A 22473-nucleotide genomic window follows, 5' to 3' on the forward strand; every position below is an offset into this window, starting at 1 on the left:
TGTTGCCGAAACCTGAGGGTAAAAAAACTAGTGCCCCTAGGTTCAGTCAGGATAGACGGCCCCGGCGAGGAGGAACCAGTGAATTTCGAGAACGTCCGCTCAGCAGGGGCGAGGGCGGCGCTGCGGCACGTGGCGGAGCGGTCGGCGGGGCCGCCCGTCGCCCCGGACGTACGCATCACGCTCAACTTCCACCCCGACCGGCCGACCGGCGGGGTGGGCATCCTGGAGGCGCTGGCGCGGGACGGCGTCTACCGGTCGCAGTTCGTGACCGGCACCAGCAACGGCGGCCTCACCGCGCACCCCGGCGGCGACCGCTGGCGCTGGGAGAGCCGGATCTTCGGCGGCGCCTACGACGAGGCGGCCGCGGACGACCGGCCCGTGTACGGCGCGCTGGACTTCCGGCGCCAGGTGGTCGGCGCCGCCCCGCGCTTCGGTTCCTCGCACTTCCGGCTGACCGGTGCGGCCCTGTCCCGGGCCACCTTCTGCTATCCCGACAGCGCCGCCGAGCCGGCCCACTTCGGCGTCGCCGCCGGCATGTCGCTGGTCGCACTGGCGGAGGCGGACGAACAGGACGCCCTCAACGACTACATCGAGGCACAGGTCCACGGGGGCGTCTCCCTCACCACGGACGTGGCCGCGCTCGTCCTGGACGCGTGCTACCGCGGCACACCCGTCGAGGCGGCGGCGCGGCTGCTGCCCTGCCCCGTCGAGTGGCATCCCGGGTACCGGATCACCGTGGAGCGGCTGCGCCGGCACGCGGACTACCGCGGTGAGGAGTACGCCGAGCTGGGCGCCCGGATCGCCGAGGACGGGCGGATCGACCCGCGGATCATCGGGGACGCCGCCCGCACGGGACGGTACGAACTCCAGGGCCTGAAGAAGGTCTGGCACACCCTCGCCCGCTTCGGAGCCCCGGTGGGCGCGGGCACGGCCTACGCGGGCATCGGCGGCCACACCCCGGGCGTCAGCACCCCCAGCGCATAGGCGCGGGCGACCAGTTCCGTACGGTTGTCCGCGCCCCAGCGCGCGGACAGTCGCCGCAGGTGATAGGTGACGCCGTCCGAGGTGAGCCCGGTCTCCCGGGCCGCCCTGGCCGTGGTGGCGCCGCCCGCGAGCAGCGCCAGGATCCGGGCCTCCACCGGCGTCACCCGCACCGGGTCCACCGCGGGCCGCTCACGCTCACCCAGCATCCGCAGCATCACCAGCAGCGTGGGTGTCTCGTGCACGCTGTCGCTCACCGGGTCCGCCGTCAGCTCCCCGAACCGCTCCACACCGCCGGGCGCCCGCCAGCACACCGACACCTGATAACGCGACCGGTGGCGCAGCCGCAGCGCCTCGGCGATCCGCTCCACCTGCATCGCCTCCTGCGGCCGGAACAACTCCAGCACATCCCGGCCGCGCAGCCGCCCCGGCGTCGTACCGCACTCCGTGGCCATCGCCGGATTGGCGAGCTGGACCGCGCCGTACACATCGCACACCGCGACCGGCACGGAGACCCGGTCGAAGAGCATCAGCGCACGGTTGCGCCACACCACCGTCTCGGGGCGCGTCCAGTCCACAGCACCTCCCAGCCCCGGTGCGCAAGGGCGACGCAACGGCCGACCACCTCACCGTCCTGCCGGCCGACGCCCCGGCCCTCGTCGACCGCGCCGCCGCGGCCCTCCGCGCCGACCCGGACACCGTCCTGGACATCCGGGCCGCGCGCCCCCGCCGCGACGGCATCGCCGTGGACCGGCCTGTGACGGTACGTCAACTCCTCACGCACCACGTCGGGTTGCAGGAGCGCCCGAGCTCCGGCCAACTGGCCGCGCTCGCCGCCGCCAACCCCTGCCCGCCCGAGCGCGCCGCCCTGCCGACGGCGGCGGCCGACGACCCGCGCACCCTCGTCGAGGTGATCGAGGACGACCCCGCCCTGCGCGGCACCCTGGACCGGCCGCAGCTCCTGGAGATCCACACCCCGCTGCGCCCGCGCCACTACTCCGTCTCCTTCTCGCCCGCCGCCGACGCCCGGCACGCGGACCTGATGGTCTCCCTGCCGGCGGCCCCCGCCCGCTCGGGCAGGGGCCGGTACCGGGGCACCGGGTCCGGGTACCTCGCCACCGGCGAACCCGGCGACACCGTGTACGCCCGCGTCCAGCCCTGCCGCGAAGCCTTCCGTGTCGACGACTCCGCCCCCGTCGTCATGATCGCCGCGGGCACCGGGCTCGCCCCGTTCCGCGGTGCGATCGCCGACCGTACGACAGCGCTCGCCTCGGGCGCCCAACTCACCCCCGCCCTCTGCTACTTCGGCTGCGACGCCCCCGACGCCGACTTCCTGCACGCCGAGGAACTGCGCGCGGTCGAGGCCGCCGGAGCCGTCTCCCTGCGCCCCGCCTTCAGCGCCGCCCCGCAGGGCGAGGTGAGCTTCGTGCAGCACCGCATCGCCGCCGAGGCCGAGGAGGTCTGGGCCCTGCTCGCCGTGGGAGCCCGGATGTACGTCTGCGGCGACGGTTCACGGATGGCGCCGGGTGTCCGGGAGGCGTTCCGTACGCTGTACCGGAAGCACACGGCGGACGCCGACGCGGCGGCAGCCGGGGAATGGCTCGACGGGCTGATCGCGGACGGGCGCTACGTCGAGGACGTGTACACGGCGGGCTGACCGAAGCGTCGCGAAGGGGAGAGGTGGGCGCACGGTGGTGGACTCCTGGGCACGGGCTCGGCGCATCCTGGAGGAGGCGGGTCTGCCACCCGGGCACCTCGCCCAGCTGCGCCCGCTGACCGGCGGCACCTACAACACGGTCGAGGAACTCGTCCTCGCCGACGGCAGCCGCTATGTGCTGAAGGTGCCGCCCGCCGAGACCGTCCCCGGACTGAGCCACGAGCGTCGACTCCTCGTGGCGGAGGCCGAGTTCTACCGCGGGGCCGCCGAGGTGGACGTGCCGGCGCCCCGGGTCGTGATCCTCGGGCGGGAGGATCTGCTGATGACGGCCGTCCCCGGCGATCCCTGGGACGGGCAGCTCACCGGCGCCGAACAGAAAGTCCTGCGTACGGAGTTGGGCCGCCAGGTGGCCCGCCTCCACCGTGTGACCGGCCCCGCCTTCGGCTACCCGTCGGGCGCCCTCGGCCCGCTCGCCCCCGACTGGCGGACCGCGTTCACGGGGATGCTCGACGCGGTCCTCGAAGACGCCCGCCGCTACGGTGCCGAACTGCCCCGCCCCGTCGACGAGGTGACGGACGCGCTCCGTCCCGCGTACGGCGCGCTGGACGAGGTGACCGTCCCGCGCCTCGTCCACTTCGACCTGTGGACCGGCAACATCCTGGTGGAGCGCCCGGACGGGGGCGCCCGGATCGGCGGGCTCATCGACGGCGAGCGCATGTTCTGGGGCGACCCCCTCGCCGACTTCGTCTCGCTCGCGCTGCTCGGCGACATCAGGACCGACGAGGCGTTCCTGGCCGGCTACCGGGAGGAAGGCGGCCGCGCCGGGTTCGATGTGGCGGCCCGTCTCCGTTACGCCCTCTACCGTGCCTATCTCTACCTGATCATGCTCGCCGAGACGGTTCCGAGGGAGATGGACGAGGGGGATCGGCGCTGGCGACAGGAAGCGGTTGCACCGGAACTGCTCGCCGCATTGACCGAGATCGCGGAGCTCTCATAGTTCACATCGTGAATTAAGGGGTCGTGGAAAGTGCTCCCGCAGAGGTATGTTGCAGGTCGGACAGGGTTCGAAGGGGGACAAACATGGCGGGGCGGAACGGGCGCACGGTACGCGATCTGAGGCGGGCCAACCGCACGGCCGTGCTGCAAAGGCTCTACTTCGACGGCCCTCTCAGCCGCTTCGAGCTCGGCCCGGCCACGGGCCTGAGCTCCGGCTCGGTGAGCAACGTCGTCGCCGACCTGGTCGCCGACGGCCTGCTGGAGGAGGCCGGCAGCGTCGACTCCGACGGCGGCCGCCCCCGCACCCTGCTGCGGGTGGCGCCCGGCAGCGGCCACATGATCGGTGTCGACGTCGGCGAGACCCGGGTGCGCATCGAGCTGTTCGACCTGACCCTCACCGAACTCGCCCGCGCCGAACGCCCGTTGACGCGCCAGGGCTACGACGTCGAGGTCATCGTCGGCCACATCCGTGACGGCGTCGCCGAGGTGCTCGACACCGCCGGCATCGCCCCCGACCGCCTCCTCGGCGTCGGCATCGGCGTCCCCGGCATCGTCGAGCACTCCCCGGACCGGGGCGCCGTCGTCCACGGGCAGACGATCGGCTGGGACGCGGTCCCGCTGGAGGAACTGCTCCGCTCCACCTCCCGACTGCCCGAGACCGTCCGGTACTTCATCGACAACGGCGCCAAGACGCTGGGCCAGGCCGAGATGTGGTTCGGCGGTGGGCGCGGTGCGCACAACGCGGTCGTCGTCCTCTTCGGGTCCGGCGTCGGCGCGTGTCTCGTCACGCCCGAGGTGGAGAACGGGCGGGCGGTCGAATGGGGTCATCTGACGGTACGGGTCAGGGGGCGCCGCTGCCGGTGCGGTGCGCTGGGCTGCCTGGAGGCGTACGCGGGCGCCGAGTCGCTGCTCGACCGCTGGCGCGAGGAGGGCGGACGGCCGTCCGAGGGCGCCGACGAGGAGACCGCGCTGACCGCGATGCTGGCCGCCGCGTACCCGGCCGAGGGCGGTGCGCCCGACCCGGTGGCGCTGGCCGTGCTGGAGGAGACCGCCGAGTACCTGGGCGCCGGCCTCTCCGACCTCATCAACCTCTTCCAGCCCGAGCGCATCCTCATCGGCGGCTGGGCCGGCCTCCAGCTGGGCACCCGCTTCCTGCCCGCCGTACGCCGCCACGCCTCCTCCTACGCCCTGCGCCACCCGGCCGAGAAGGTCACCATCGACCTCGGCCGGCTCGGCCCCGACGCGGTCACCGTCGGCGCCGCGATCCTGCCGCTGGCCGACTTCTTCGCCCGCGGCGGCCGCCGCCCCGAGCCCGCGCCCGAGGGACCCCACCCGGCCTGGCGCACCGCGCTGGAGGAGCGGACTCCGCACTGAGGTTTCGCCGGTGAGGGCGGAGGTACTCGCGAGTCGCCCGGACCACGCGAAGGGAGGGCGCCATGGCCGACCACCACGGCAAAGGCCCCGGCGACGAACCCGTACCGCGGGACATGCCGGACCAGCAGGCAGGTGAGGGCGAGGACCCCTGGGACGCGGATCCCGAGGCGGCCGACACGGAAGAACCCGACGCCGAAGTCCCCGACACCGACGAGGCGGGCACCGGCCGCCAGGGCGCACCGCGCCAGGCCGGCGTCCACTCCGAGCACCCGGTACCGGAGGAGCCCTCCGACTGACCCCGGCCGTGCGCCGCCTCCTCCACCGCCCGCACACACGCCTGTGCCGTCCTTGGGACGGCACAGGCGTCGGCGTCAGCCCACCTTCCGCCCCCGCAGCGGATCCGTGCTCGCTCCCGCGCCCTGCTGGAAACCCTTGAGGAACTCCTCCAGCACCTCGTTCGCCGTGTGCTCGGGGTTCCAGCGCAGTTCCGTACGGGCGCGGGTGCAGTCCATCAGCGGGAGGCGCAGGACCGCGTCGAAGAGGTGCGGGGAGGCCGGGAGGAGATGGAGTCCCCAGGCGGCGGCGAGCGCCGAGCGGGCCGCGGTGCGGGGCAGCCGGACCCGCCGGTCGACGCCGAGCATCTCGCCGAGCAGCTCGGCGTCGACCGGCGGCTCGGCCGCCAGGTTGAAGGCGCCGCGCAGATCGGAGTGGACCGCGAGGCGGTACGCCTTGGCCGCGTCGTCCGTGTGCAGGGCCTGGACCCGCAGCCCGGGGATGTCGGGCAGGAACGGCAGGAGCTCCGGACGGGCCAGCGGGCCCGGCAGGAAGCGGCCGCCGAAGATACGGCGCTGCTCGCTCGCCGACTCCCGCTTGAACAGGAACGCCGGCCGCATCCGCACCACCCGCACCTCGGCGTGATCACGCTCGAAGGTGTCCAGGGCCCGCTCCAGATACGCCTTCTCCCGGCAGTACGCGGCATCCGGCCAGCCGTGCGTGGGCCACGACTCGTCCACGGCCTCGTCCTTCGGCCCCGGCGAGTACGCGCCGACCGACGACGCGTGCACCAGCGCAGGCACCCCGGCGGCGGCCACCGCCTCGAAGACCCGGATGGAGCCCAGCACGTTCGTCCGCCAGGTCGCCGCCGGATCGTGCGTCGGCTGGAACGCCCAGGCCAGATGCACCACCGCGTCCGCGCCCGCGAACTCCTTCTCCAGATCCGCCTGTTGCGACGACAGGTCCACCGCCGACCAGTCCGTCTTCGGCGGCGACCAGTCAGGGATCCGGCGCGCCAGCCCCAGCACGGAGCCGACCTCCGGATCCTCCGACAGCAGACGCACCACACTCGTGCCGACGTTTCCGGTGGCGCCCGTGACAACGATCCTGCTCACGTTCGGCTCCTCTCGGGCATGCCCCATGGTGGGGCGGACCGAGTACCCGGGCGGCGAGGATGCAACTCTGTCTTGCGCATCCAGCATGGTTCATACGGTTGACGCATGAGGCCAGGTAGGGTTGGCGGGGTGGGACTGTCCTTGGGAGAACGTGTGAGGTCTTCGGTCGCCGCGCTGATGCACGCGACGGGTGAGTCGCAGGCGGAGGTCGCCGTCGCGCTCGGGGTGAGCCAGGCGCAGGTGAGCCGCCGGCAGTCCGGCAGCGCCGCCTGGAGCCTGGCCGACTGCGACGCGCTCGCCGCGCACTTCGGCATCGACGTGCTCGATCTGCTCGCCGGACCGACCCGGGCCTGCGAGACGCTGCCCGTGCGGCGGCGCCGGACCGCGGGACCGACGGCGGTGACCGGATGACGGACTTCGAGGCGATCGACGCACTCCTGGCGGGCGCCCGCCAGGAGGTGCCGCTGCCACCGGCCGATGTGCGGCGCGAGCTGCGGGAGAGCCTCAACCTCTCCCGTTCCCAGGTGGCCCAGGCGCTCGGCGTCAGTCCCTCCACCGTCGGTGGCTGGGAAGCGGGGCGGGACCCGAGCGGGGCCGTGCGTGAGAAGTACGCGTACTTCCTGGAGGGGGCGCAGGCCAAACTGGCGGCGCGGACGGAGGAGGCGGCCGGGACGCCGGGCGCCGAGCACGTCGTAGAGCCGGGGACCGACGCCGACGACGGCGACCAGGCCCCGGACGGGACCGGCGAGACGGGTGAGCCGGACGAGGTCGAGGCCCTGTCGGCTCCGCGGCCCTGCGTCCTGTGCGGTATGCCCGCCCGGCACCAGGTCGCGGGCTTCCCCCAGCATCTGGACCCCGCCGACTGCGGTACGCCGGCGCCCGTGGAGCCGGATCCGGTGGCGTCCCCGGTCGCTCCGCCCCGGCGCGAGGAGCCTGCCTCGGCCGAGGACCGCAAGCCGGCCCCCGCGCGGAGCGACCGCGCCGCCGAGCCGGTCCGTGTCGTCCCCGTCGGACGCCGTATGCAGACCGCCTCGCAGGACCCCGACCCGATCGGTGCCGCGGTGGCCGCCGCCCTGGAGAAGCACAGCGGCGATCTGGAGGCGGCGACCGCGGCCCTGGTGAAGCGGGCCATCCCGGACGCCATGGCGCTGCTGGACGAGACCCGCAAAGGCGGGCGCTACGACGTCGTGGCGCACCCCTGGATCCCGGAGATCCTGCGCAAGCAGTCCGCCCGCGGCGCGGACCGGATCTGGGAGGCCCGACCCAAGTGGGCTCGGACCGAACTCCCCTCCGGCGCCCACGAGGTGACCGCCCTCGACATCAACGGCGCCTACCTGTCGGCGCTCAAGACCCATCTGCCGATCGGCCAGTTGGAACACTCCACCGGCTTCGACCACGACCGTCGGCGTGCCGGCGTCCATCTGATCACCCCCTCCGAGTGGGACCACGACGCCCACCTGCCCAACCCGATCGGCAACCGCGACGAGCCAGGACCGCTCTGGGTCACCGAACCGACCCTGCGCCTGCTGCTGCGCCTGTCGGGTCCGAAGTACGGGCTGTGCGAACCGCCGGAGATCCACGAGTCGTTCACCTCGGGCGCGACCGAGAGCCTCCTGGAGAAGTTCCGCGTCGCGCTGAAGGACGCCCGGGACCGGGCGATCGCCGAGGACGACGACGTGACGCTGGAGTACGTGAAGGCGATGTACTCCAAGTTCGTCTCCACCATGGGCGAGTCGAACTACAACCGGGAGCTCTACCGCCCCGACTGGATGCACCTCATCCGCTCCCAGGCCTTCGCCAACCTCTGGATGAAGGCCTACAAGGCCCACGAGGAGGGCCTCATGGTCGTCCGCGCCATGGGCACCGACGAGTTGCACGTCATCGGCGACTGGCGACGGGTCTTCCCGGAGGGCCGCGGGGTCTCCGACGTGAAGGTCAAGGAGACGTACACCGTCGGCGAGGCCGTCGACCCCACGGCAGCGGGGGAGGGGAACGACTGACGGTGAGCACCGTGATCGACTTCTTCGTGGCTCCGTGATGTCGCCGTCTCGTGGGTGGACCTGCGGGCGCGAGACGGCGAGGTCTTCGACCCGGAGACCGCCCACGGGATCGTGGGCGGTCTGGCGGCTCTCGCCGCCAGGGCGTCTACTGCCGGGTCGGGTAGCGCTCGGGTCAGGCGCGGAACGCGTTCACGCCGGTCAGCTCCGCCGACAGCTCCCACAGCCGGGCGGCCTGCTCCGCGTCGATCGCCCAGGCCTTGACCCCGCTGCTCTGGTCGCCGTCGACAGCGGGCTCGGCGATGTCGCAGTCCTCCAGGTAGACGCCGCCGAGGCCGTCGAGCTGAGGTGAGGTCGCCGCCCACACCTGGGTGGCCGCGCCCTGCTCCGGGGTCTTGAAGCCCTCGGGGTTGAGGAACGCGCCGTCCTCGTCGATCCAGCCGCGCTCGACCATCTCGGCCTTGGGGATGTGCCGTTGCAGCGGGGTGAAGATGCCGCCGGGGTGCAGCGAGAAGGCGCGGACACCGGATTCACGGCCGAGCCGGTCCAGGTGGACGGCGAACAGGACGTTCGCGGTCTTGGCCTGTCCGTAGGCCTGCCACTTGTCGTAGTCCCGCGTCCACTGGACGTCGTCCCAGCGCATGCCCGAGAAGTGGTGGGCTCGGGACGAGACGGAGACGACCCGGGCGCCGGGGGCGACCGCCGGCCACAGCCGGTTGACGAGCGCGAAGTGACCGAGGTGGTTGGTGGCGAACTGCGCCTCCCAGCCGGGGCCGACCCGGGTCTCCGGGCAGGCCATGATCCCGGCGTTGTCGATCATGAAGTCGATACGGCGGTCCGAGGCGAGGAACCGCTCGGCGAAGGCGCGCACGCTGTCCAGGTCGCCGAGGTCCAGCTCGTCCACCTCGACGCCGTCGATGCCCGCCACGGCTTCCCGGGCGACCGCGGGACGGCGGGCCGGTACGACGACCCGGGCGCCCGCCTTGGTGAGCGCACGCGTGGTCTCCAGGCCGAGTCCCGAGTAGCCGCCGGTGACGACCGCGAGCTTGCCGGTGAGGTCGAGGCCGGCGAGAACGTCGTCGGCGGTGCTGCGGGCGTCGAAGCCCGATCCGATCTTGTGCTGTGCAGTGCTCATGCCGGGAACGCTACGAATTGGAGTGCTCTCGAAGTCAAGCGGAACCTGCCGAGGAAGGGCCAGGACAAGAGAGAGCCCCGACCGGACGGGGGATCACGGTCGGGGCGGTCCTGATGTGGGCGCGGATGGCGGTCGCCACTCGGCGAAAGGCTCCACAGGGCTTCAGCCGAACGATCGTCCCTGTGGGCAAAAGGTGAGGCCCGGGGACACTGTCCCATCCGCACCCACGTGTGGTTCAACGGGCAACCACCATTAGGTGTTCCCCGGCCTGTCGCGTTATGGCGTGATCTGTGTCACCGCTCGGACGGCAGCCGGGCGAAGGGACTGTCCGCGAGGGACGCGAGCAGCTGGGCGGGGTCGTCGTAGATCGCCTCCGCGCCCGCCTCCACCAGGTCCGCGCGCGGGATGCCGCCGCACAGTACGCCCACGCAGCACACCCCGGCCCGGCTGCCCGCCTTCATGTCCCACACGGTGTCGCCGATGAACAGCGCACGTTCGGGCGGCACGCCCGCCAGTTCCAGGGCGTGTTCGACGGGCTCCGGCGCGGGCTTTCCCTCGGTGACGTCGTCGGCGCTCGCGGTGGCGGTGATGGCGTCGTCGGCGCCGATGGCGCGGCGCAGCGCGGACAGTTCCGCACCGCCCGCCGAGGTCGCCAGCACCACCGCCCAGCCCTCGTGCTCGAGGCGCCGCAGCAGCCGCCCCGCGTCGCGCAGCGCGGGCAGCCGGTCGAAGTACTGGCCGTAGAGGGCCTTGTGGGCGGAGCTCAGTGAGTCCGCCTCCCGCTCGGCCCGGTTCTCGCCGATCAGACGGGCGACGAGGTCCTCGGAACCGAGGCCCACCGCCCGGTGGATGGCGTGCATGGGCACGTCGTGACCCGCTTGGCGGAACGCCTCCCACCAGGTCGCCACATGGAGATGGTTGGTGTCGACCAGGGTTCCGTCGACGTCGAACACCGCCGCGCGTTCCATAGCCCGTCCTCCTCGCACCGCACAGCACACCGCGGCGCACGAGTACCACGTCAGGGGCCGCTCACTCCGGCGGGCAGCCGGCGTTCCCGGGTCCAGGCCAACAGCTCCTCAAGGGACCAGGCGGTGACCACCCGCTCGTCGGGCACCCCGCACTCCCCGGCCCGGGCGCAGCCGAGGATCTGCCAGTCGAGCTGGCCGGGCGCGTGCGCGTCGGTGTCGACGGAGAACAGCGCGCCCGCCGCCACGGCCCGCCGCAGCAGCCGCCGGGGCGGGTCGAGCCGCTCGGGCCGGCTGTTGATCTCCACGGCGGTGCCCGACTCGGCGCACGCGGTGAACACCTCGTCGGCGTCGAACTCCGACTCCGGCCGGCCTTTGCCGGTGACCAGCCGTCCGGTGCAGTGACCGAGGACGTCCGCGTGCGGACTGCGTACGGCGGCCACCATGCGGCGGGTCATCGAGCGGGCGTCCATGCGCAGCTTGGAGTGCACGGAGACGACCACGACGTCGAGCCGTTGCAGAAGCTCCTCTTCCTGGTCGAGCGAACCGTCGTCGAGGACGTCGCACTCGATGCCGGTGAGCAGCCGGAAGGGCGCCCAGGTGGTGTTCAGTTCCGCCACCACGTCCAGCTGCTCGCGCAGCCGCTCGGGGGACAGGCCGCGGGCCACGGTCAGTCGCGGGGAGTGGTCGGTCAGTACCGCCCACTCGTGCCCGAGCTCCGCCGCCGTCCGGCCCATCTCCTCGATGGGGCTGCCGCCGTCCGACCAGTCGGAGTGCAGATGGCAGTCGCCCCGCAGCAGCGCCCGCAGCCGCTGCCCGCCCCGCACGGCCGGCCCGGCAGGTGCCTCACCCTCCAGCTTCTCCAGATAGCCCGGCACCTCTCCGGCCAGTGCCTCACGCGCCACGTTCGCCGTCTTCGGCCCGACCCCCTTGAGCGACTCCAGCGTCCCGGCCTCCGCCCGCTCGCGCACCTCCGCCTCGGGCAGTGCCGCCAGCACCCGGGCAGCCGTACGGAAGGCGCGTACGCGGTACGTCGGCGCCAGGGACCGCTCCAGCAGGAAGGCGATCCGGTCCAGTGCCTCGACGGGGTCCATCGCCACCTCCTCCTCCAGGGTTCCCCAGCCGTACGGGGCTCGCACGGCGGACGCAGTGATGCCTTTGCCCTCTCATGTCCCTCTTGCGCAATGCGCTCTACGCTCTATTGCATGACCGAAATCGCGAGCCCGTACATCTCGAATCCGCGAATCCTGGTGCTCGGGGTGCAGCCCGGTACACCGCCGTTCCGGATCGTGGAGATCGACGGAGAGGTGGTCGGTGAGGCGAAAGCCGTCACCGATGTCCTGGAGGCCGCCGCCGCGTGGGGCATCACGGTCCACGACCTCGACGACCCGGACGTGGTGCGCTGGGTGGGCGGAGACAAGTTCACCTGGACCCGGCACTAGGACCCAGGACCCGTCGGGAGTGTGCGGGACAATTCGGTATTCGCCGAAGCGTTCGGTTTCTAAGCTCCCCTCATGGAAGATCTCGGAGAGCTGCTCGCCGTCCTCGCCGCGGGCCTCGGTGCCGGTGCCGTCAACGCGGCCGTCGGGTCCGGGACGTTGATCAGCTTTCCGGTGCTGCTCGCGGTCGGCCTGTCGCCGGTCACGGCCGTGGTCTCCAACGCGCTCGGCCTGATCCCCGGTTCGATCAGCGCGGCCATCGGGTACCGGCGGGAACTGGCGGGCCAGCGCCGACGCATCCTCAAGTGGAGCGCCGGTGCCCTGGTGGGCGGCCTGACGGGTGCCACGCTGCTGCTCGCCCTGCCGGCCTCGGCGTTCGAGCGGATCGTGCCGGTCCTGGTGGGCCTCGCGCTGGTGCTGGTCGTCCTCCAGCCGCTGATCGGCCGGCGCCTGCGCGACCGCCGTACCCGCGAGGGCCGCACGGCGCCCGCCGACGGCGGCCCGCCGCTGATCGTCGGACTGACGCTGGCCAGCGTCTACGGCGGCTACTTCTCCGCGGCCCAGGGGATCATCTACGTCTCCCTGATGGGGCTGCGCCTCGATGACGGCCTGCAGCGCCTCAACGCCGTCAAGAACGTCCTCGTCGCCGTCGTCAACACCGTCGCCGCGCTCTTCTTCCTCGTCGTCGCCGACTTCGACTGGACGGCCGTCGCCCTGCTCGCGGTCGGCTCCGCCGTGGGCGGACAGGCCGGAGCGGCGGCGGGCCGCCGTCTCCACCCGGCGGTCCTGCGCGGACTGATCGTGGTGGTGGGTACGGCGGCCATCGTGCAGTTGTCCGTCCGCTGACCTCAGCGGTGCACCGCCCGGCTCAGCCGCCGCCCCAGCAGGACGTAGCCGATCAGCGCTCCGGTGGTGTTGAGGATGACGTCGTCGATGTCGAAGGCCCGCCCGGTGATCATGGCGCCCTGGGCGAACTCCACCAGCAGCATCACGACAGCCGTCAGCAGGAGCACGCGCAGGACGCCACGGGTGCGTGGGGCGAGCACGGGGACCAGGACGCCGAAGGGGATGCCGAGCAACAGGTTGCCGCCGATCTGCTTGGCGGCGTCCCGCAGTTCCGGCTGATCGAGATAGGCCCGCAGGGAACGGCCCGGGTGCAGATTGGTGTGGGTGAGCGACTCCGACGCGGGCGAGGGCTCCAGGGTGAGCCGGGCCAGCACGACGGCGAACGCCACCATGAACGCGAACGCGGCCACCATCGCCACGAAGCGGCGGACAAGGGCGAGGAGGCTGCGCTTCTCCTTCGGCGCGGTCCTCTCTTTCGGGGCCTTCTTCTTCGGGTCCTTCGGGGCCTTCTTCTTCGGGCCGGTCCCGGTCTTGGCGGTCTCCGTCTTGGCCGTGCCGGTCTTGGCGGTCCCGGTCTTGCCGGTGCGCAGGCGGAACGCGGAACGCGATCGTAAGGCTGTACGGGCCATGCGGTCCTCCAGTCTTCAACTTCCCTGCGTCGTAAGGCGATTACCCGCGATCGAGCCGACAATGCGGCCGCGCCCCCGGCGGGTCGGGAGCACCCGCAGTTTCCCTTCGTGCGGGCGGGGCACTCCGGGACCGGACCCGCGCGCGCCGCCACCGCCCGCCCCCGCCACGGTGTTTGGATGGCGTGAAAGCCGCACCAGGGGTCATTTCGGTGGAGGCAGGGCCCGAGGAGGTGGCGCATGGACCGGCGTACGACACTGCTCACCGCGGCCGAGGTCCTGGCCTGGTGGGTCGCGCTCACCGTGCTGTGGCTGGTCCTCATCAGCGCGGTGGACACCCTGGAGTTCGTGGTCGGCACGGCCGCCGCGGCCGTGGGGGCGCTCGCGGCGACCGCCGCGCGGCGGGTGGTGACCGCCCGGTGAACGGCTGGACTTTCGTCGCGATCGTCGCCCTCGGCGCGGGCGTCGGGGCGACCGTGTGGGGCGTCGCCACCGGCCCGCTGCGCCGCCGGGTCGTGGCCCAGAACCTGTCCACCGCCCTGGCCTGCCCGGCCCTCCTGCTGCTCGCGCAGGGCTACGACCGTCCGTCCTACGTCGATCTCGCCCTGGTCCTCGCCCTGCTCGGCCCGGTCGGCACCCTCGTCTTCGCCCGGCTGCTCGCCGACGAACTGGCCGAGGACCCGCCGCGCGCCTGGGGCCTCACCTGGGCGGTGGCCAGCTTCGGCGCCGCGGTCGTCCTGGCGCTCTGCGTGGCCGAAGGGCCGAGCCGCGCCATGGCGAAGCTCCTGGCCACCGGCGCGCTGCTGATCGGCGGCAACGTCGTGGCCTCCCGCGCGCTGTCCGGCGGATTCCGCGGGGTGCGCCGTGGCTGACGCCGTCATCGATGCCGTGCTGGCCTGTGGCCTGCTGCTCGTCGCCGCCACCGCCACCACGGCGGTCGCGGTCCGCGACCCCGTGCGCCAGGCCCTCGTCCTGTCCGTCCTCGGCGTGGTGCTGGCCGTGCTGTTCACGGTGCTCCAGGCACCCGACGTCGGGCTCTCGCAACTCGCGGCGGGCTCCGCGCTGACCCCGCTGCTGCTTCTGCTCGCCGTGCACAAGGTCAGGCGGCGCGCGCGGCGGAAGGGACGCCAGGAGTGAACCGGCGCACCCGGCTCGGGCTCGTGGCCGTCGGCACCGCGGGGCTCGCCGCGCTGCTCGGTGCCGCCTGTTTCGAACTGCCCGCCTTCGGCGGCGACCGGCACCCCTACGGCGACCGGGCCGTACAGGTCTCGCTCGCCCGGCACACCGCCAACACGATCTCCTCCGTCAACTTCGACCAGCGGGCCTTCGACACCCTCGGCGAGATGAGCATCCTGTTCGCGGCCGTCCTCGGCTGTGTCGTCCTGCTGCGGCAGACCCGCGACGAACACCGCGGCCGCCCCGAACCCGAGCCCGTGGCCCTGCCCGTGCGCCGGTACGCCCTCGTCGTCCTGCCCGTCGCCCTGCTCACCGGCCTCTACGTCATCGCCCACGGCCAGCTCAGCCCCGGCGGCGGCTTCCAGGGCGGGGTCGTCGCCGCGACCTCCCTGCACCTGCTCTACCTGGGCGCCGACTACCGCGCCCTGGAACGCATCCGCCCGGTCGGTCTGTACGAGGTCGGCGACGCCCTCGCCGTCTCCGCCTACCTCGTCACCGGCATCGCGGGCCTGATCGGCGCGGGCGCGTTCCTCGCCAACACCCTGCTGCCGTACGACACGTTCAACACCCTGTCCTCCGCAGGCTTCGTCCCGCTGCTCAACGCGGCCATCGGCATGGAGGTCGCCTGCGCGGTCGTGGTGCTCCTGGCGCGCTTCCTGGACCAGGCCGTCGAGATCGAGGAGGGGGAGGGGAAATGATGGACGTCCTTCCGTACCTGGTCGCGGTATGGATCTTCCTGGTGGGCTGCTACGGCCTCGCCACCAGTCGCAATCTGATCCACGCCGTCGGCTGTCTGTCCGTGTGCCAGTCCGCCACCTACGTCCTGCTGCTGGCCGTCGGCTACCGCGACGACGCCACCGCACCCGTCTTCTCCGATCTGAAGCCCGGCTCCCGGCCCGTCGTCGACCCCGTCGTCCAGGCGCTGGCCCTCACCGACGTCGTGGTCGGCGCCACCGTCACCGCCCTGCTCCTCGCGCTCGTCGTGCAGGTCTCCAAACGGCACGGCACGATCGACCCCGACGAACTCTCGGAGCTGCGCGGCTGATGAACGACCTGCTGCCCCTCCTCGTCGCCGTTCCGCTGCTCGGGGCCGCCCTGCTGGTCGCCGGGGGCCGCCGGCTGCCCCGGGTCGTCGCGGAGTCCACGGGCTGCGTCGTCTCCGCCGGCACGGCCGGGCTGGCGGTCGTGCTGCTCCTCAACTCCTCGCCGCCCATGGTCGAGTGGGCCGGCGGCTGGGTCCCCGTGAACGGCGAGAGCGTCGGCATCGTCCTGATCGGGGACGGCCCGGGACTCGGCATGGCCGCCCTCGCCTCGCTGCTGACACTCGCGGCCCTGATCTACTCCTGGCACTACTTCGACGAACCGCCGCGCCGCCACGCCGGCTCCTTCCCCGGGCTGATGCTGCTCTTCCAGGGCGGCATGTGCGGGTTCGCGATCGCGGGCGACCTGTTCAACGCGTTCGTGTGGTTCGAGCTGATGAGCGTCGTCGCGTACGCCCTGACCGGCACCCGCGTCGAGGAGGCCAAGGCGGTGCAGGGCGCCCTGACCTTCGCCGTCGTCACCTCCCTCGGCGCGTACGCCATGCTCATGGGCATCGCCCTGCTGTACGCGCGCACCGGCCAGTTGACGATGACACAGATCGGCCGGGGACTCGACGCGCACGGACCGCCCGACGCGCTCGTCCTCGCCGCCTTCGTCCTGGTCCTGACCGGGCTCCTGGTGAAGGCCGCCGCCGTACCGTTCCACTTCTGGCTGCCGGACGCACACGCCGTCGCCCCGACCCCCGTGTGCATGCTGCTGTCGGGCGTCATGGTCGAACTCGGCACGTACGGCGTCTGGCGGGCGTACAACACCGTCTTCTCCGGACCCGGCGGCGTCCCGGCCGCCGACCTGACACGGCTGCTCGTCGTGCTCGGCGTGCTGACGGCGGCGATCGGCGCGGTCATGTGCTGGTACCAACGGCACATCAAACGGCTGCTCGCCTACTCGACCGTCGCCCACACCGGGCTGTTCCTCATCGGCATCGGCGTCCTCAAACCCGAGGCCGACGACGGGGTCGCCCTGTATCTGCTGGGCCACGCCGGAGTGAAGGCGGCCCTGTTCGCCTGCGCCGGCATCCTCCTCGACCGCTGCGGCAGCGTCGACGAGCACGCGCTGCACGGAAAGGCACGCCGACTGCGGGGCGTCGCCGTGCTGTTCACCATCGGTGCGCTCGGTCTCGCCGGGCTGCCGCCCTTCGGCACGGCCCTCGGAAAGGCCGTCACCGAGGAGGCCGCGGGAGGGCCGCTGACCGTGCTGTACGTCGTCACGAGCGCGGTGACGGCCGGCGCGGTGCTGCGGGTCGCCGCGCGCGTGTTCCTCGGACTCGGCCCGAAACCGGACGAGGACGGCGCGTACGAGACGACCGGTACCGGGGAGCGGCCCGAGACCGGGCGGCGACTGCGCCGGGTACCGGACACGATGACGGCGGTCCCGGCGGTGCTGCTCGCCGGGGCGCTCGCCGTCGGGGCGGCACCCGGCTTCGCCGACGTGGTGGCCCACGCCGTGAACGAAGCCGGGTCCGGGGGTGTCGTCGTCGCCTCCGTGCACTGGACGCCGGTCGGGGTGCTGCTCGGACTCGTCTCGACGGCGCTGGCCGTGGGCCTCGCCGCCGTGGCGGTCACCCGCCCGAAACTGCTCGCCGCACCGGGCTGGGCGCTGTCGCTGCGGCGCCTGCAGTCCGGGCACATCGGGGACTACGTGGCCTGGTTGCTGGTCGGCGCCGGGCTGCTCGGCGCCCTGGCCCTGCCGGGGGTCCTGACCTCCTGATCAGGTCGCGAAGGAGACGATCAGGTCCCGAACGACACACGCACCTCCTTGAAGCCGAGGGAGGTCAGCAGGCCTTCGAGCATGTCGGTGGTGTTGCTCTCGGCGCGTTTGGTCAGCCCGCTGTCCTTCGCCGCGTCACCGATGTGCTTCGTCGCCAGCTTCTGCACGGCCTGTTCGCCGTTCGGGTTGTCCGAGAACAGGTCGCCCAGCCGGTCCAGGAGACCCCGTTGCTTGGACACCGCGTAGGAGCGGTCGGTGTCCAGGGCGGGCTTGCCCAGCTGCGCGTGCGGCAGGTGCAGCGTGGCCGTCGTGCGGTCCTCGTTGACCGTCACGTCGTCCTTGGCCACCTTGCCGAGGTCGACATACGCGTCGACGGTGCCCGCCCCGACGTACAGGGTGCGGGTGCCGCGGATCGCGTCGGGCAGGTACTTGGCGTCCTTCTCCAGGTCCACGACCACCTGGAAGTTGCCGGAGGCGGCGTCGTAGCGGCTGAGGTCCTGGATGGACTCCAGCAGTGCGGGGCCCGAACGGTCATGCGTCTCGGTGCCGAACAGGTCCTTGAGGCCCGGGAGCACGCTCAGCCGGATGCCGGCGAAGAACACGACGAGCACCAGTACGACGGCGCTCACCAACTTCGCCCAGCCGGGCATGCGCTTGGACATGCGCCTGATGGGAGTCGTCATGCGACGGCCCTCCTTCCTACTGTTCGAATTCCCTCCAAAGCCCTTGTCAGACCGAAGCGTTGGCCGATTGCCACCGCTGACGGAGGCACGGACGGCGCACTAGCGTGGGAAGCCTTCCGAACCGGCGCTTCTGGAGACCCGAATGAGTCCAGACAGCACAACCCGGCCGCTCTGCCCCATGCACCGCATCAGCCTCCCCGAGCACGGGCCACCCCGTCTCGGCACCCTCGCGACCGGCACCCCCGTGTGGCTCGTGACCCGGTACGCCGAGGTGCGTCAGGTGCTCATGGACCCGCGGTTCGACCGGAGCTCCCTGCACGCCCCGGACGCCCCGCCCCTGCTCGTCGTCCCCAACCTCCTGGACGACCCCAACGGCCTGATCAACCAGGACGGCCCCGCCCACCAGCTGCTCCGCGGCACCGTCCAGCGGGCGTTCACCCCGCGGGCCATCGCCCGCTGGCGGCCCTGGGTGGGCTCGGTGGTCGCCTCGCTCCTCGACGAGTTCGCCGCACAGCCACAACCGGCCGACATCATCGAGGGATTCACCCGGCCGCTGCCCGTGTCGGTGATCTGCCGGCTGATGGGCCTGGACCACGTGGACGGTGAGCGGATCCGGCACTGGGCCGACCACGCCCTGTCCGGCGGCGCGCACCAGGTGGGTGAAGTCGTCGAGGCGATGACGGAGTTCGGCATGTTCGCCGCCGGGCTCATCGCCGAGCGGCGCAAGGAACCGGGCGACGACCTGGTGAGCGGTCTCGTGGCGGCCGGCGACGAGCTGGGCATCGAGGAACGGCGGCTGATCACCCTGGTCTGCGGGCTGGTCGTGGCCGGACACGAGACCACCATGACCTCGCTCGGCAACGCCGTCGTCTACCTCCTCACCGACGGACGGGACGGCTGGCCGCTGCTCGCCCGAGACGAGGAGTCCGCGGCGGTCGCGGCCGAACAGCTGCTGCGCACCGTCCCGCTCAGCGAGGGAAAGGTGCTGCCGGGCCTGATCCGGCGCGCGGTCGAGGACGTCGAGGTCGGCGGGGTGCTGATCCCCGCGGGCGGTGTGGTCGCCCTCCAGACCAACACCGCGAGCCGCGACCCCGACGTCTTCCCGCCGGGCCCGCCCGATCTCTCCGCACCCCTGACCTCGCCGAGCATCACCTTCGGCGCCGGCCCCCACCACTGCCTCGGCGCCTGGCTCGCCCGTCTGGAACTCGAACTCGCCCTGCACCAGCTGGCCGCGCGTTTCCCGAGGCTACGGGCCGAGTTCACTCCGGAGACGATCGAATGGCGGGCGGGGCAGATGACACGCAGCCCGCTGCATCTGCCCGTGTCGTGGTGACAGGGAAGGCCTCATGGTGACAACGCGCCCTACTGGGACCGCAGTTCGCGGTCACCGGAGGGGCGCGACCACCACACCCCCTCCCCGTGCGTCAGCCCCGGCAGCCGCAGCTCGGCCTCGCGTATCCGCCGGGTCGCGATCTCACCTGTGATCACCCATGTCCTGCTGCCGCCCGTCGTGCCGGTGAACTCGGCGCCGAGCGCGGCGAGATGGGCGGTGACCGGGGCGAGCGCGTCCAGCGGGACCTCCGTCTCGAAGGCGTGGTACGGCTCGTACAGCCGGGTCCGCGCCCGCTCCAGGGCCTGGCGCAACACGTACGGGGTGAGTCCGCGGAAGTCCGCGGCCGTGCTCAGCGGCGCGACGAAGCCGGACCGGACGAGGGTCACCCGGTAGTCCGTCACGGCTGCCCCGAGAAGCCCGGTCCGCATGCTCGTGTGGACCGTCTCCTCGATGGCCGAGTGGAACGCCCGGGGGAGTGCGCCCAGTTCCGTCTCGTACGTGAACACCCCGCCGGAACCACGCGGTCCCGGCTCCACCCGAAGCCCGATCGTCGCCCAGTAGCGGGTGCCGTCGTGCCACGGCCGCTCCTCGCCGGCCTCGCCGACCCCGCGCGGCCGCTCCAGGAAGCGGACCCGCCCGGGTGCGAAGTCGGCCTCGACACCGAAGTCCTGGGCGAGGGTCGCGGCGAGGACCTCCATCTGGACCTCGCCGTACAGCAGGAGCGCGGTGGTGCCGGCGTCCGTCGGGCGGGCGTGGATGAGCGGGTCCTGGTCGGCGAGGGTGAGGAGCGCGGAGCGCAGTCGGGCGGCCTGTTCGGGGCGCCGGGCGCTGACCTCGGTCTGCAGGGTCGGGGGTGCGAACTGCGGGGCGCGGTCGGTGAGTTCGCCGAGACGGTCGCCGACGCGGATGCCCGCGAGACCCGTGAGCGCCGCGATGTTCCCGGCGGTGAGCGGGCCGCTGCCGCCGCCGGTCACGTCGAGGTGCGTCACCCTGCCGGACACCTCACGGGTCCGGCCGTCGGCGTCTCGGCGCCGGAACGTCAGCCGTTGACGCTCCGTCACCTCACCGTCGTGTAGCCGGAGATACGCCGTGCGCTCGCCGCCGGGTCCCGGCCGGACGGCGAACACCGTGCCGCGAGGGGCGGTGACCCCGGTCGTCGGGGCGGGCGGGATCAGTCGGACCACGCTCTCGACCAGGTCGGACACACCCTGGCCGCCGAGGGCGGAGCCGAAGAGGACGGGGTGGAAGGAGCCGTCGGCCGTGTGGGCGGCGAGGGCCTTGTGCAGGTCGTCCGGTGTGGGCGTGGGGCCGTCCACGACGGCCGCGAGGAGGTCCGGGTCGATGTCCGCGAGGGATTCGGCCAGTTCGTCGCCGTACCGCAGGGGTGTGACGCGGGCGTCCGGCGTGCCGATCTCCTGGACCGAGCTGAGCGGCGCCACGTTCGGTGTCAGCCGGCGGCGGATGTCCTCGATCAGGCCCTCCGCGCGAGCCCCCGCCCGGTCGACCTTGTTGACGAAGACGAGCGTGGGCAGCCGCAGCCGGCGCAGGGTGCGCATCAGGACGCGGGTCTGCGCCTGGACGCCCTCCACGGCGGACAGCACCAGGACCGCCCCGTCCAGGACCTCCAGGGCGCGCTCGACCTCGGCGATGAAGTCCGAGTGCCCGGGGGTGTCGATGAGGTTGATCTGTGTGTCGCCGACGGTGAACGCGGCGACCGCGGAGCGGATGGTGATACCGCGCTGCCGCTCGATGGCGCCGTCGTCCGTTCGGGTGTCACCGGTGTCGACGCTGCCGAGCCGGTCGATCGTGCCGTGGTCGAACAGCAGCCGCTCGGTGAGGCTGGTCTTACCGGCGTCGACGTGGGCCAGAATTCCGATGTTCAGGGTGTGCATACGGGGTCGCGTCCTCGAGAACCGTGGGCCTGTGGAAGGGCTGGTGGATTCCGAGGAGTCGGCGCATGCGGGTGGTCCTGACGTGAGGGAACACGGACGTCGCCATCATGGCCTGAGCCGGGTGCGGGGCCGCAACCGAATTTCCCGGTCAGTAGCATGGCTCCGGCAGCCTGGAATGATCATGCTAGGAGTGGATCGTGCGAGACATCGCCGTGTTCAGCGGTAGTGCCCACCCCGAGCTGGCGGCGGAGGTCTGCGCACACCTGGGGGTGCCCCTGAGCCCCACCCGGGTCAGCCGGTTCGCCAACGACTGTCTGGAGGTGCAGCTCCAGGCCAACTGCCGGGAGCGGGACGTCTTCCTCATCCAGCCGCTGGTCAAGCCGGTCCAGGAGAACCTCGTCGAGCTGCTGCTGATGTGCGACGCCGCCCGCGGGGCCTCGGCCCGCCGGATCACCGTCGTCATGCCGCACTACTCCTACGCCCGCTCCGACAAGAAGGACGAGCCCCGTATCTCGCTGGGCGGGCGGCTCGTCGCCGACCTGCTGGTGTCGGCCGGCGCGAGCCGTGTCCTCGCCATGACGCTGCACTCGCCCCAGGTGCACGGGTTCTTCTCGGTCCCGGTCGACCATCTGCACGCGCTGCGCGAACTGGCCGCGCACTTCCACCGGTACGACCTCTCCCGCACCACCGTCGTCTCCCCGGACCTGGGCAACGTCAAGGAGGCGGCCGCGTTCGCCCGGCTGATCGGCGCGCAGGTGGCGGCCGGGGCCAAGCAGCGGTTCGCGGACGACCGGGTCAGCATCAACTCCGTCATCGGCGAGGTCACCGACCGGGACGTCATCGTGCTGGACGACGAGATCGCCAAGGGCAGCACCGTCCTGGAACTCCTGGACCGGCTGCGGGAGTTGAAGCCGCGCTCGATCCGGGTCGCCTGCACGCACGGTCTGTTCGCGGCGGGCGCGCTCAAGCGGATCGGCGAGCAGCCCGACGTCCTGGAGATCGTCTGCACCAACACCGTGCCGGTGCCCGAGGAGGAGCGCACGGAGAAGCTGCGGATCCTGTCCATCGCCCCCGCGCTCGCCGAGGCCGTGCGGCGCATTCACAACGGCGAGTCCGTCAGTGCCCTGTTCGACGCGCCGCCGAGCGAATAGACATGGAGGGGTAGCCGGGTGACGCC

The 22473-nt window shown here is 72.4% G+C and carries 24 protein-coding genes and 1 pseudogene; 17 read left to right on the plus strand and 8 right to left on the minus strand.

The genetic code is table 11. From position 1 onward, the window contains the following. Positions 1-78: 78 nt before the first annotated feature. Positions 79-984, plus strand: a complete 906-nt coding sequence (locus OHU89_RS42835; RefSeq protein ID WP_405650674.1) for a DUF3626 domain-containing protein — start codon at positions 79-81, stop codon at positions 982-984. Here the strand turns inward: OHU89_RS42835 and OHU89_RS42840 are convergent. Continuing rightward, positions 933-1511 (minus strand): PAS domain-containing protein, encoded by a 579-nt coding sequence (locus tag OHU89_RS42840; RefSeq protein ID WP_405654892.1) that lies wholly within the window; start codon positions 1509-1511, stop codon positions 933-935. The genes OHU89_RS42835 and OHU89_RS42840 overlap by 52 nt on opposite strands. An 83-nt stretch (positions 1512-1594) precedes the next feature. Between OHU89_RS42840 and OHU89_RS42845 the strand changes: the two are divergent. From OHU89_RS42845 to OHU89_RS42860, 4 genes and pseudogenes are all read left to right on the plus strand, one after another. Further along, positions 1595-2638, plus strand: a pseudogene (locus OHU89_RS42845) (reductase); the annotation flags it as partial. Positions 2639-2672: 34 nt separating this feature from the next. Next, a complete protein-coding gene (locus OHU89_RS42850; protein ID WP_405650677.1) occupies positions 2673-3635 on the plus strand; it encodes a phosphotransferase family protein in 963 nt (320 codons plus the stop codon). Positions 3636-3718: 83 nt separating this feature from the next. After that, positions 3719-5008 (plus strand): ROK family protein, encoded by a 1290-nt coding sequence (locus tag OHU89_RS42855; RefSeq protein ID WP_405650680.1) that lies wholly within the window; start codon positions 3719-3721, stop codon positions 5006-5008. A gap of 62 nt (positions 5009-5070) precedes the next feature. Next, complete coding sequence (locus OHU89_RS42860; protein WP_405650682.1) at positions 5071-5304, plus strand: hypothetical protein; 234 nt, start codon at positions 5071-5073, stop codon at positions 5302-5304. A gap of 75 nt (positions 5305-5379) precedes the next feature. Here OHU89_RS42860 and OHU89_RS42865 read toward each other — a convergent pair whose 3' ends face one another. Continuing rightward, a complete protein-coding gene (locus tag OHU89_RS42865) occupies positions 5380-6396 on the minus strand; it encodes an SDR family oxidoreductase (protein WP_405650684.1) in 1017 nt (338 codons plus the stop codon). A 105-nt stretch (positions 6397-6501) separates the two neighbouring features. Between OHU89_RS42865 and OHU89_RS42870 the strand changes: the two genes are divergently transcribed. Both OHU89_RS42870 and OHU89_RS42875 read left to right on the plus strand, forming a co-directional pair. Beyond that, positions 6502-6807, plus strand: a complete 306-nt coding sequence (locus tag OHU89_RS42870; RefSeq protein ID WP_405650687.1) for a helix-turn-helix domain-containing protein — start codon at positions 6502-6504, stop codon at positions 6805-6807. After that, positions 6804-8396 carry a helix-turn-helix domain-containing protein gene (locus OHU89_RS42875; protein WP_405650689.1) on the plus strand — a complete coding sequence of 531 codons (1593 nt, stop codon included), beginning with the start codon at positions 6804-6806 and terminating at the stop codon, positions 8394-8396. The genes OHU89_RS42870 and OHU89_RS42875 overlap by 4 nt, the downstream gene beginning before the upstream one ends. Positions 8397-8568: 172 nt before the next feature. Here the strand turns inward: OHU89_RS42875 and OHU89_RS42880 are convergent, their stop codons facing one another. The 3 genes from OHU89_RS42880 to OHU89_RS42890 form a co-directional block, all read right to left on the minus strand. Then, a complete protein-coding gene (locus tag OHU89_RS42880; protein ID WP_405650691.1) occupies positions 8569-9528 on the minus strand; it encodes an SDR family NAD(P)-dependent oxidoreductase in 960 nt (319 codons plus the stop codon). 293 nt (positions 9529-9821) lie between these two features. Next, positions 9822-10496: an HAD family hydrolase gene (locus OHU89_RS42885; protein WP_405650693.1), complete on the minus strand. Its 675-nt coding sequence runs from the start codon at positions 10494-10496 to the stop codon at positions 9822-9824. Positions 10497-10546: 50 nt separating this feature from the next. Further along, entirely contained in the window at positions 10547-11587 is a 1041-nt protein-coding gene (locus tag OHU89_RS42890; RefSeq protein WP_405654895.1) for a PHP domain-containing protein, read from the minus strand. A 111-nt stretch (positions 11588-11698) separates the two neighbouring features. On the opposite strand from OHU89_RS42890, the gene OHU89_RS42895 reads away from it, so the two are divergent. Both OHU89_RS42895 and OHU89_RS42900 read left to right on the plus strand, forming a co-directional pair. Continuing rightward, positions 11699-11935 (plus strand): hypothetical protein, encoded by a 237-nt coding sequence (locus OHU89_RS42895; RefSeq protein WP_046256887.1) that lies wholly within the window; start codon positions 11699-11701, stop codon positions 11933-11935. A gap of 72 nt (positions 11936-12007) precedes the next feature. Continuing rightward, complete coding sequence (locus OHU89_RS42900) at positions 12008-12778, plus strand: sulfite exporter TauE/SafE family protein (protein WP_266884763.1); 771 nt, start codon at positions 12008-12010, stop codon at positions 12776-12778. A 2-nt stretch (positions 12779-12780) separates the two neighbouring features. On the opposite strand, the gene OHU89_RS42905 is transcribed toward OHU89_RS42900, so the two are convergent. Next, entirely contained in the window at positions 12781-13407 is a 627-nt protein-coding gene (locus tag OHU89_RS42905) for a VanZ family protein (RefSeq protein WP_405650697.1), read from the minus strand. Positions 13408-13644: 237 nt separating this feature from the next. On the opposite strand from OHU89_RS42905, the gene OHU89_RS42910 reads away from it, so the two are divergent. From OHU89_RS42910 to OHU89_RS42935, 6 genes are read left to right on the plus strand one after another with little or no spacing between them, the layout of a single operon-like run. Then, a complete protein-coding gene (locus tag OHU89_RS42910; RefSeq protein WP_405650699.1) occupies positions 13645-13827 on the plus strand; it encodes a hypothetical protein in 183 nt (60 codons plus the stop codon). After that, positions 13824-14276: a monovalent cation/H+ antiporter complex subunit F gene (locus tag OHU89_RS42915; protein WP_405650702.1), complete on the plus strand. Its 453-nt coding sequence runs from the start codon at positions 13824-13826 to the stop codon at positions 14274-14276. The genes OHU89_RS42910 and OHU89_RS42915 overlap by 4 nt, the downstream gene beginning before the upstream one ends. Beyond that, on the plus strand, positions 14269-14541 hold the full coding sequence (locus tag OHU89_RS42920) for a hydrogenase subunit MbhD domain-containing protein (protein WP_405650704.1): 273 nt from the start codon (positions 14269-14271) through the stop codon (positions 14539-14541). The genes OHU89_RS42915 and OHU89_RS42920 overlap by 8 nt, the downstream gene beginning before the upstream one ends. Further along, positions 14538-15278, plus strand: coding sequence for an MnhB domain-containing protein (locus OHU89_RS42925; RefSeq protein ID WP_405650706.1), 741 nt, complete (start codon positions 14538-14540; stop codon positions 15276-15278). The genes OHU89_RS42920 and OHU89_RS42925 overlap by 4 nt, the downstream gene beginning before the upstream one ends. Next, complete coding sequence (locus tag OHU89_RS42930) at positions 15275-15625, plus strand: sodium:proton antiporter (protein ID WP_046256893.1); 351 nt, start codon at positions 15275-15277, stop codon at positions 15623-15625. Before OHU89_RS42925 ends, OHU89_RS42930 begins: the two co-directional genes overlap by 4 nt. Then, positions 15625-17388 (plus strand): complex I subunit 5 family protein, encoded by a 1764-nt coding sequence (locus OHU89_RS42935; RefSeq protein WP_405650708.1) that lies wholly within the window; start codon positions 15625-15627, stop codon positions 17386-17388. The genes OHU89_RS42930 and OHU89_RS42935 overlap by 1 nt, the downstream gene beginning before the upstream one ends. 20 nt (positions 17389-17408) lie before the next feature. On the opposite strand, the gene OHU89_RS42940 is transcribed toward OHU89_RS42935, so the two are convergent. After that, entirely contained in the window at positions 17409-18071 is a 663-nt protein-coding gene (locus tag OHU89_RS42940; RefSeq protein ID WP_405650710.1) for a DUF4230 domain-containing protein, read from the minus strand. A 142-nt stretch (positions 18072-18213) separates the two neighbouring features. Here OHU89_RS42940 and OHU89_RS42945 point away from each other — a divergent pair, with 142 nt between their 5' ends. Then, positions 18214-19404 carry a cytochrome P450 gene (locus tag OHU89_RS42945; protein ID WP_405650712.1) on the plus strand — a complete coding sequence of 397 codons (1191 nt, stop codon included), beginning with the start codon at positions 18214-18216 and terminating at the stop codon, positions 19402-19404. A 29-nt stretch (positions 19405-19433) separates the two neighbouring features. On the opposite strand, the gene otr(A) is transcribed toward OHU89_RS42945, so the two are convergent. Next, positions 19434-21296, minus strand: coding sequence for a tetracycline resistance ribosomal protection protein Otr(A) (otr(A), locus tag OHU89_RS42950; RefSeq protein ID WP_405650714.1), 1863 nt, complete (start codon positions 21294-21296; stop codon positions 19434-19436). A 197-nt stretch (positions 21297-21493) separates the two neighbouring features. Here otr(A) and OHU89_RS42955 point away from each other — a divergent pair, with 197 nt between their 5' ends. Continuing rightward, positions 21494-22447 carry a ribose-phosphate diphosphokinase gene (locus OHU89_RS42955; protein ID WP_405650716.1) on the plus strand — a complete coding sequence of 318 codons (954 nt, stop codon included), beginning with the start codon at positions 21494-21496 and terminating at the stop codon, positions 22445-22447. The last annotated feature ends 26 nt before the right edge of the window (positions 22448-22473 follow it).

This window comes from Streptomyces sp. NBC_00019, from assembly GCF_045041015.1.
GTDB lineage: Bacteria > Actinomycetota > Actinomycetes > Streptomycetales > Streptomycetaceae > Streptomyces.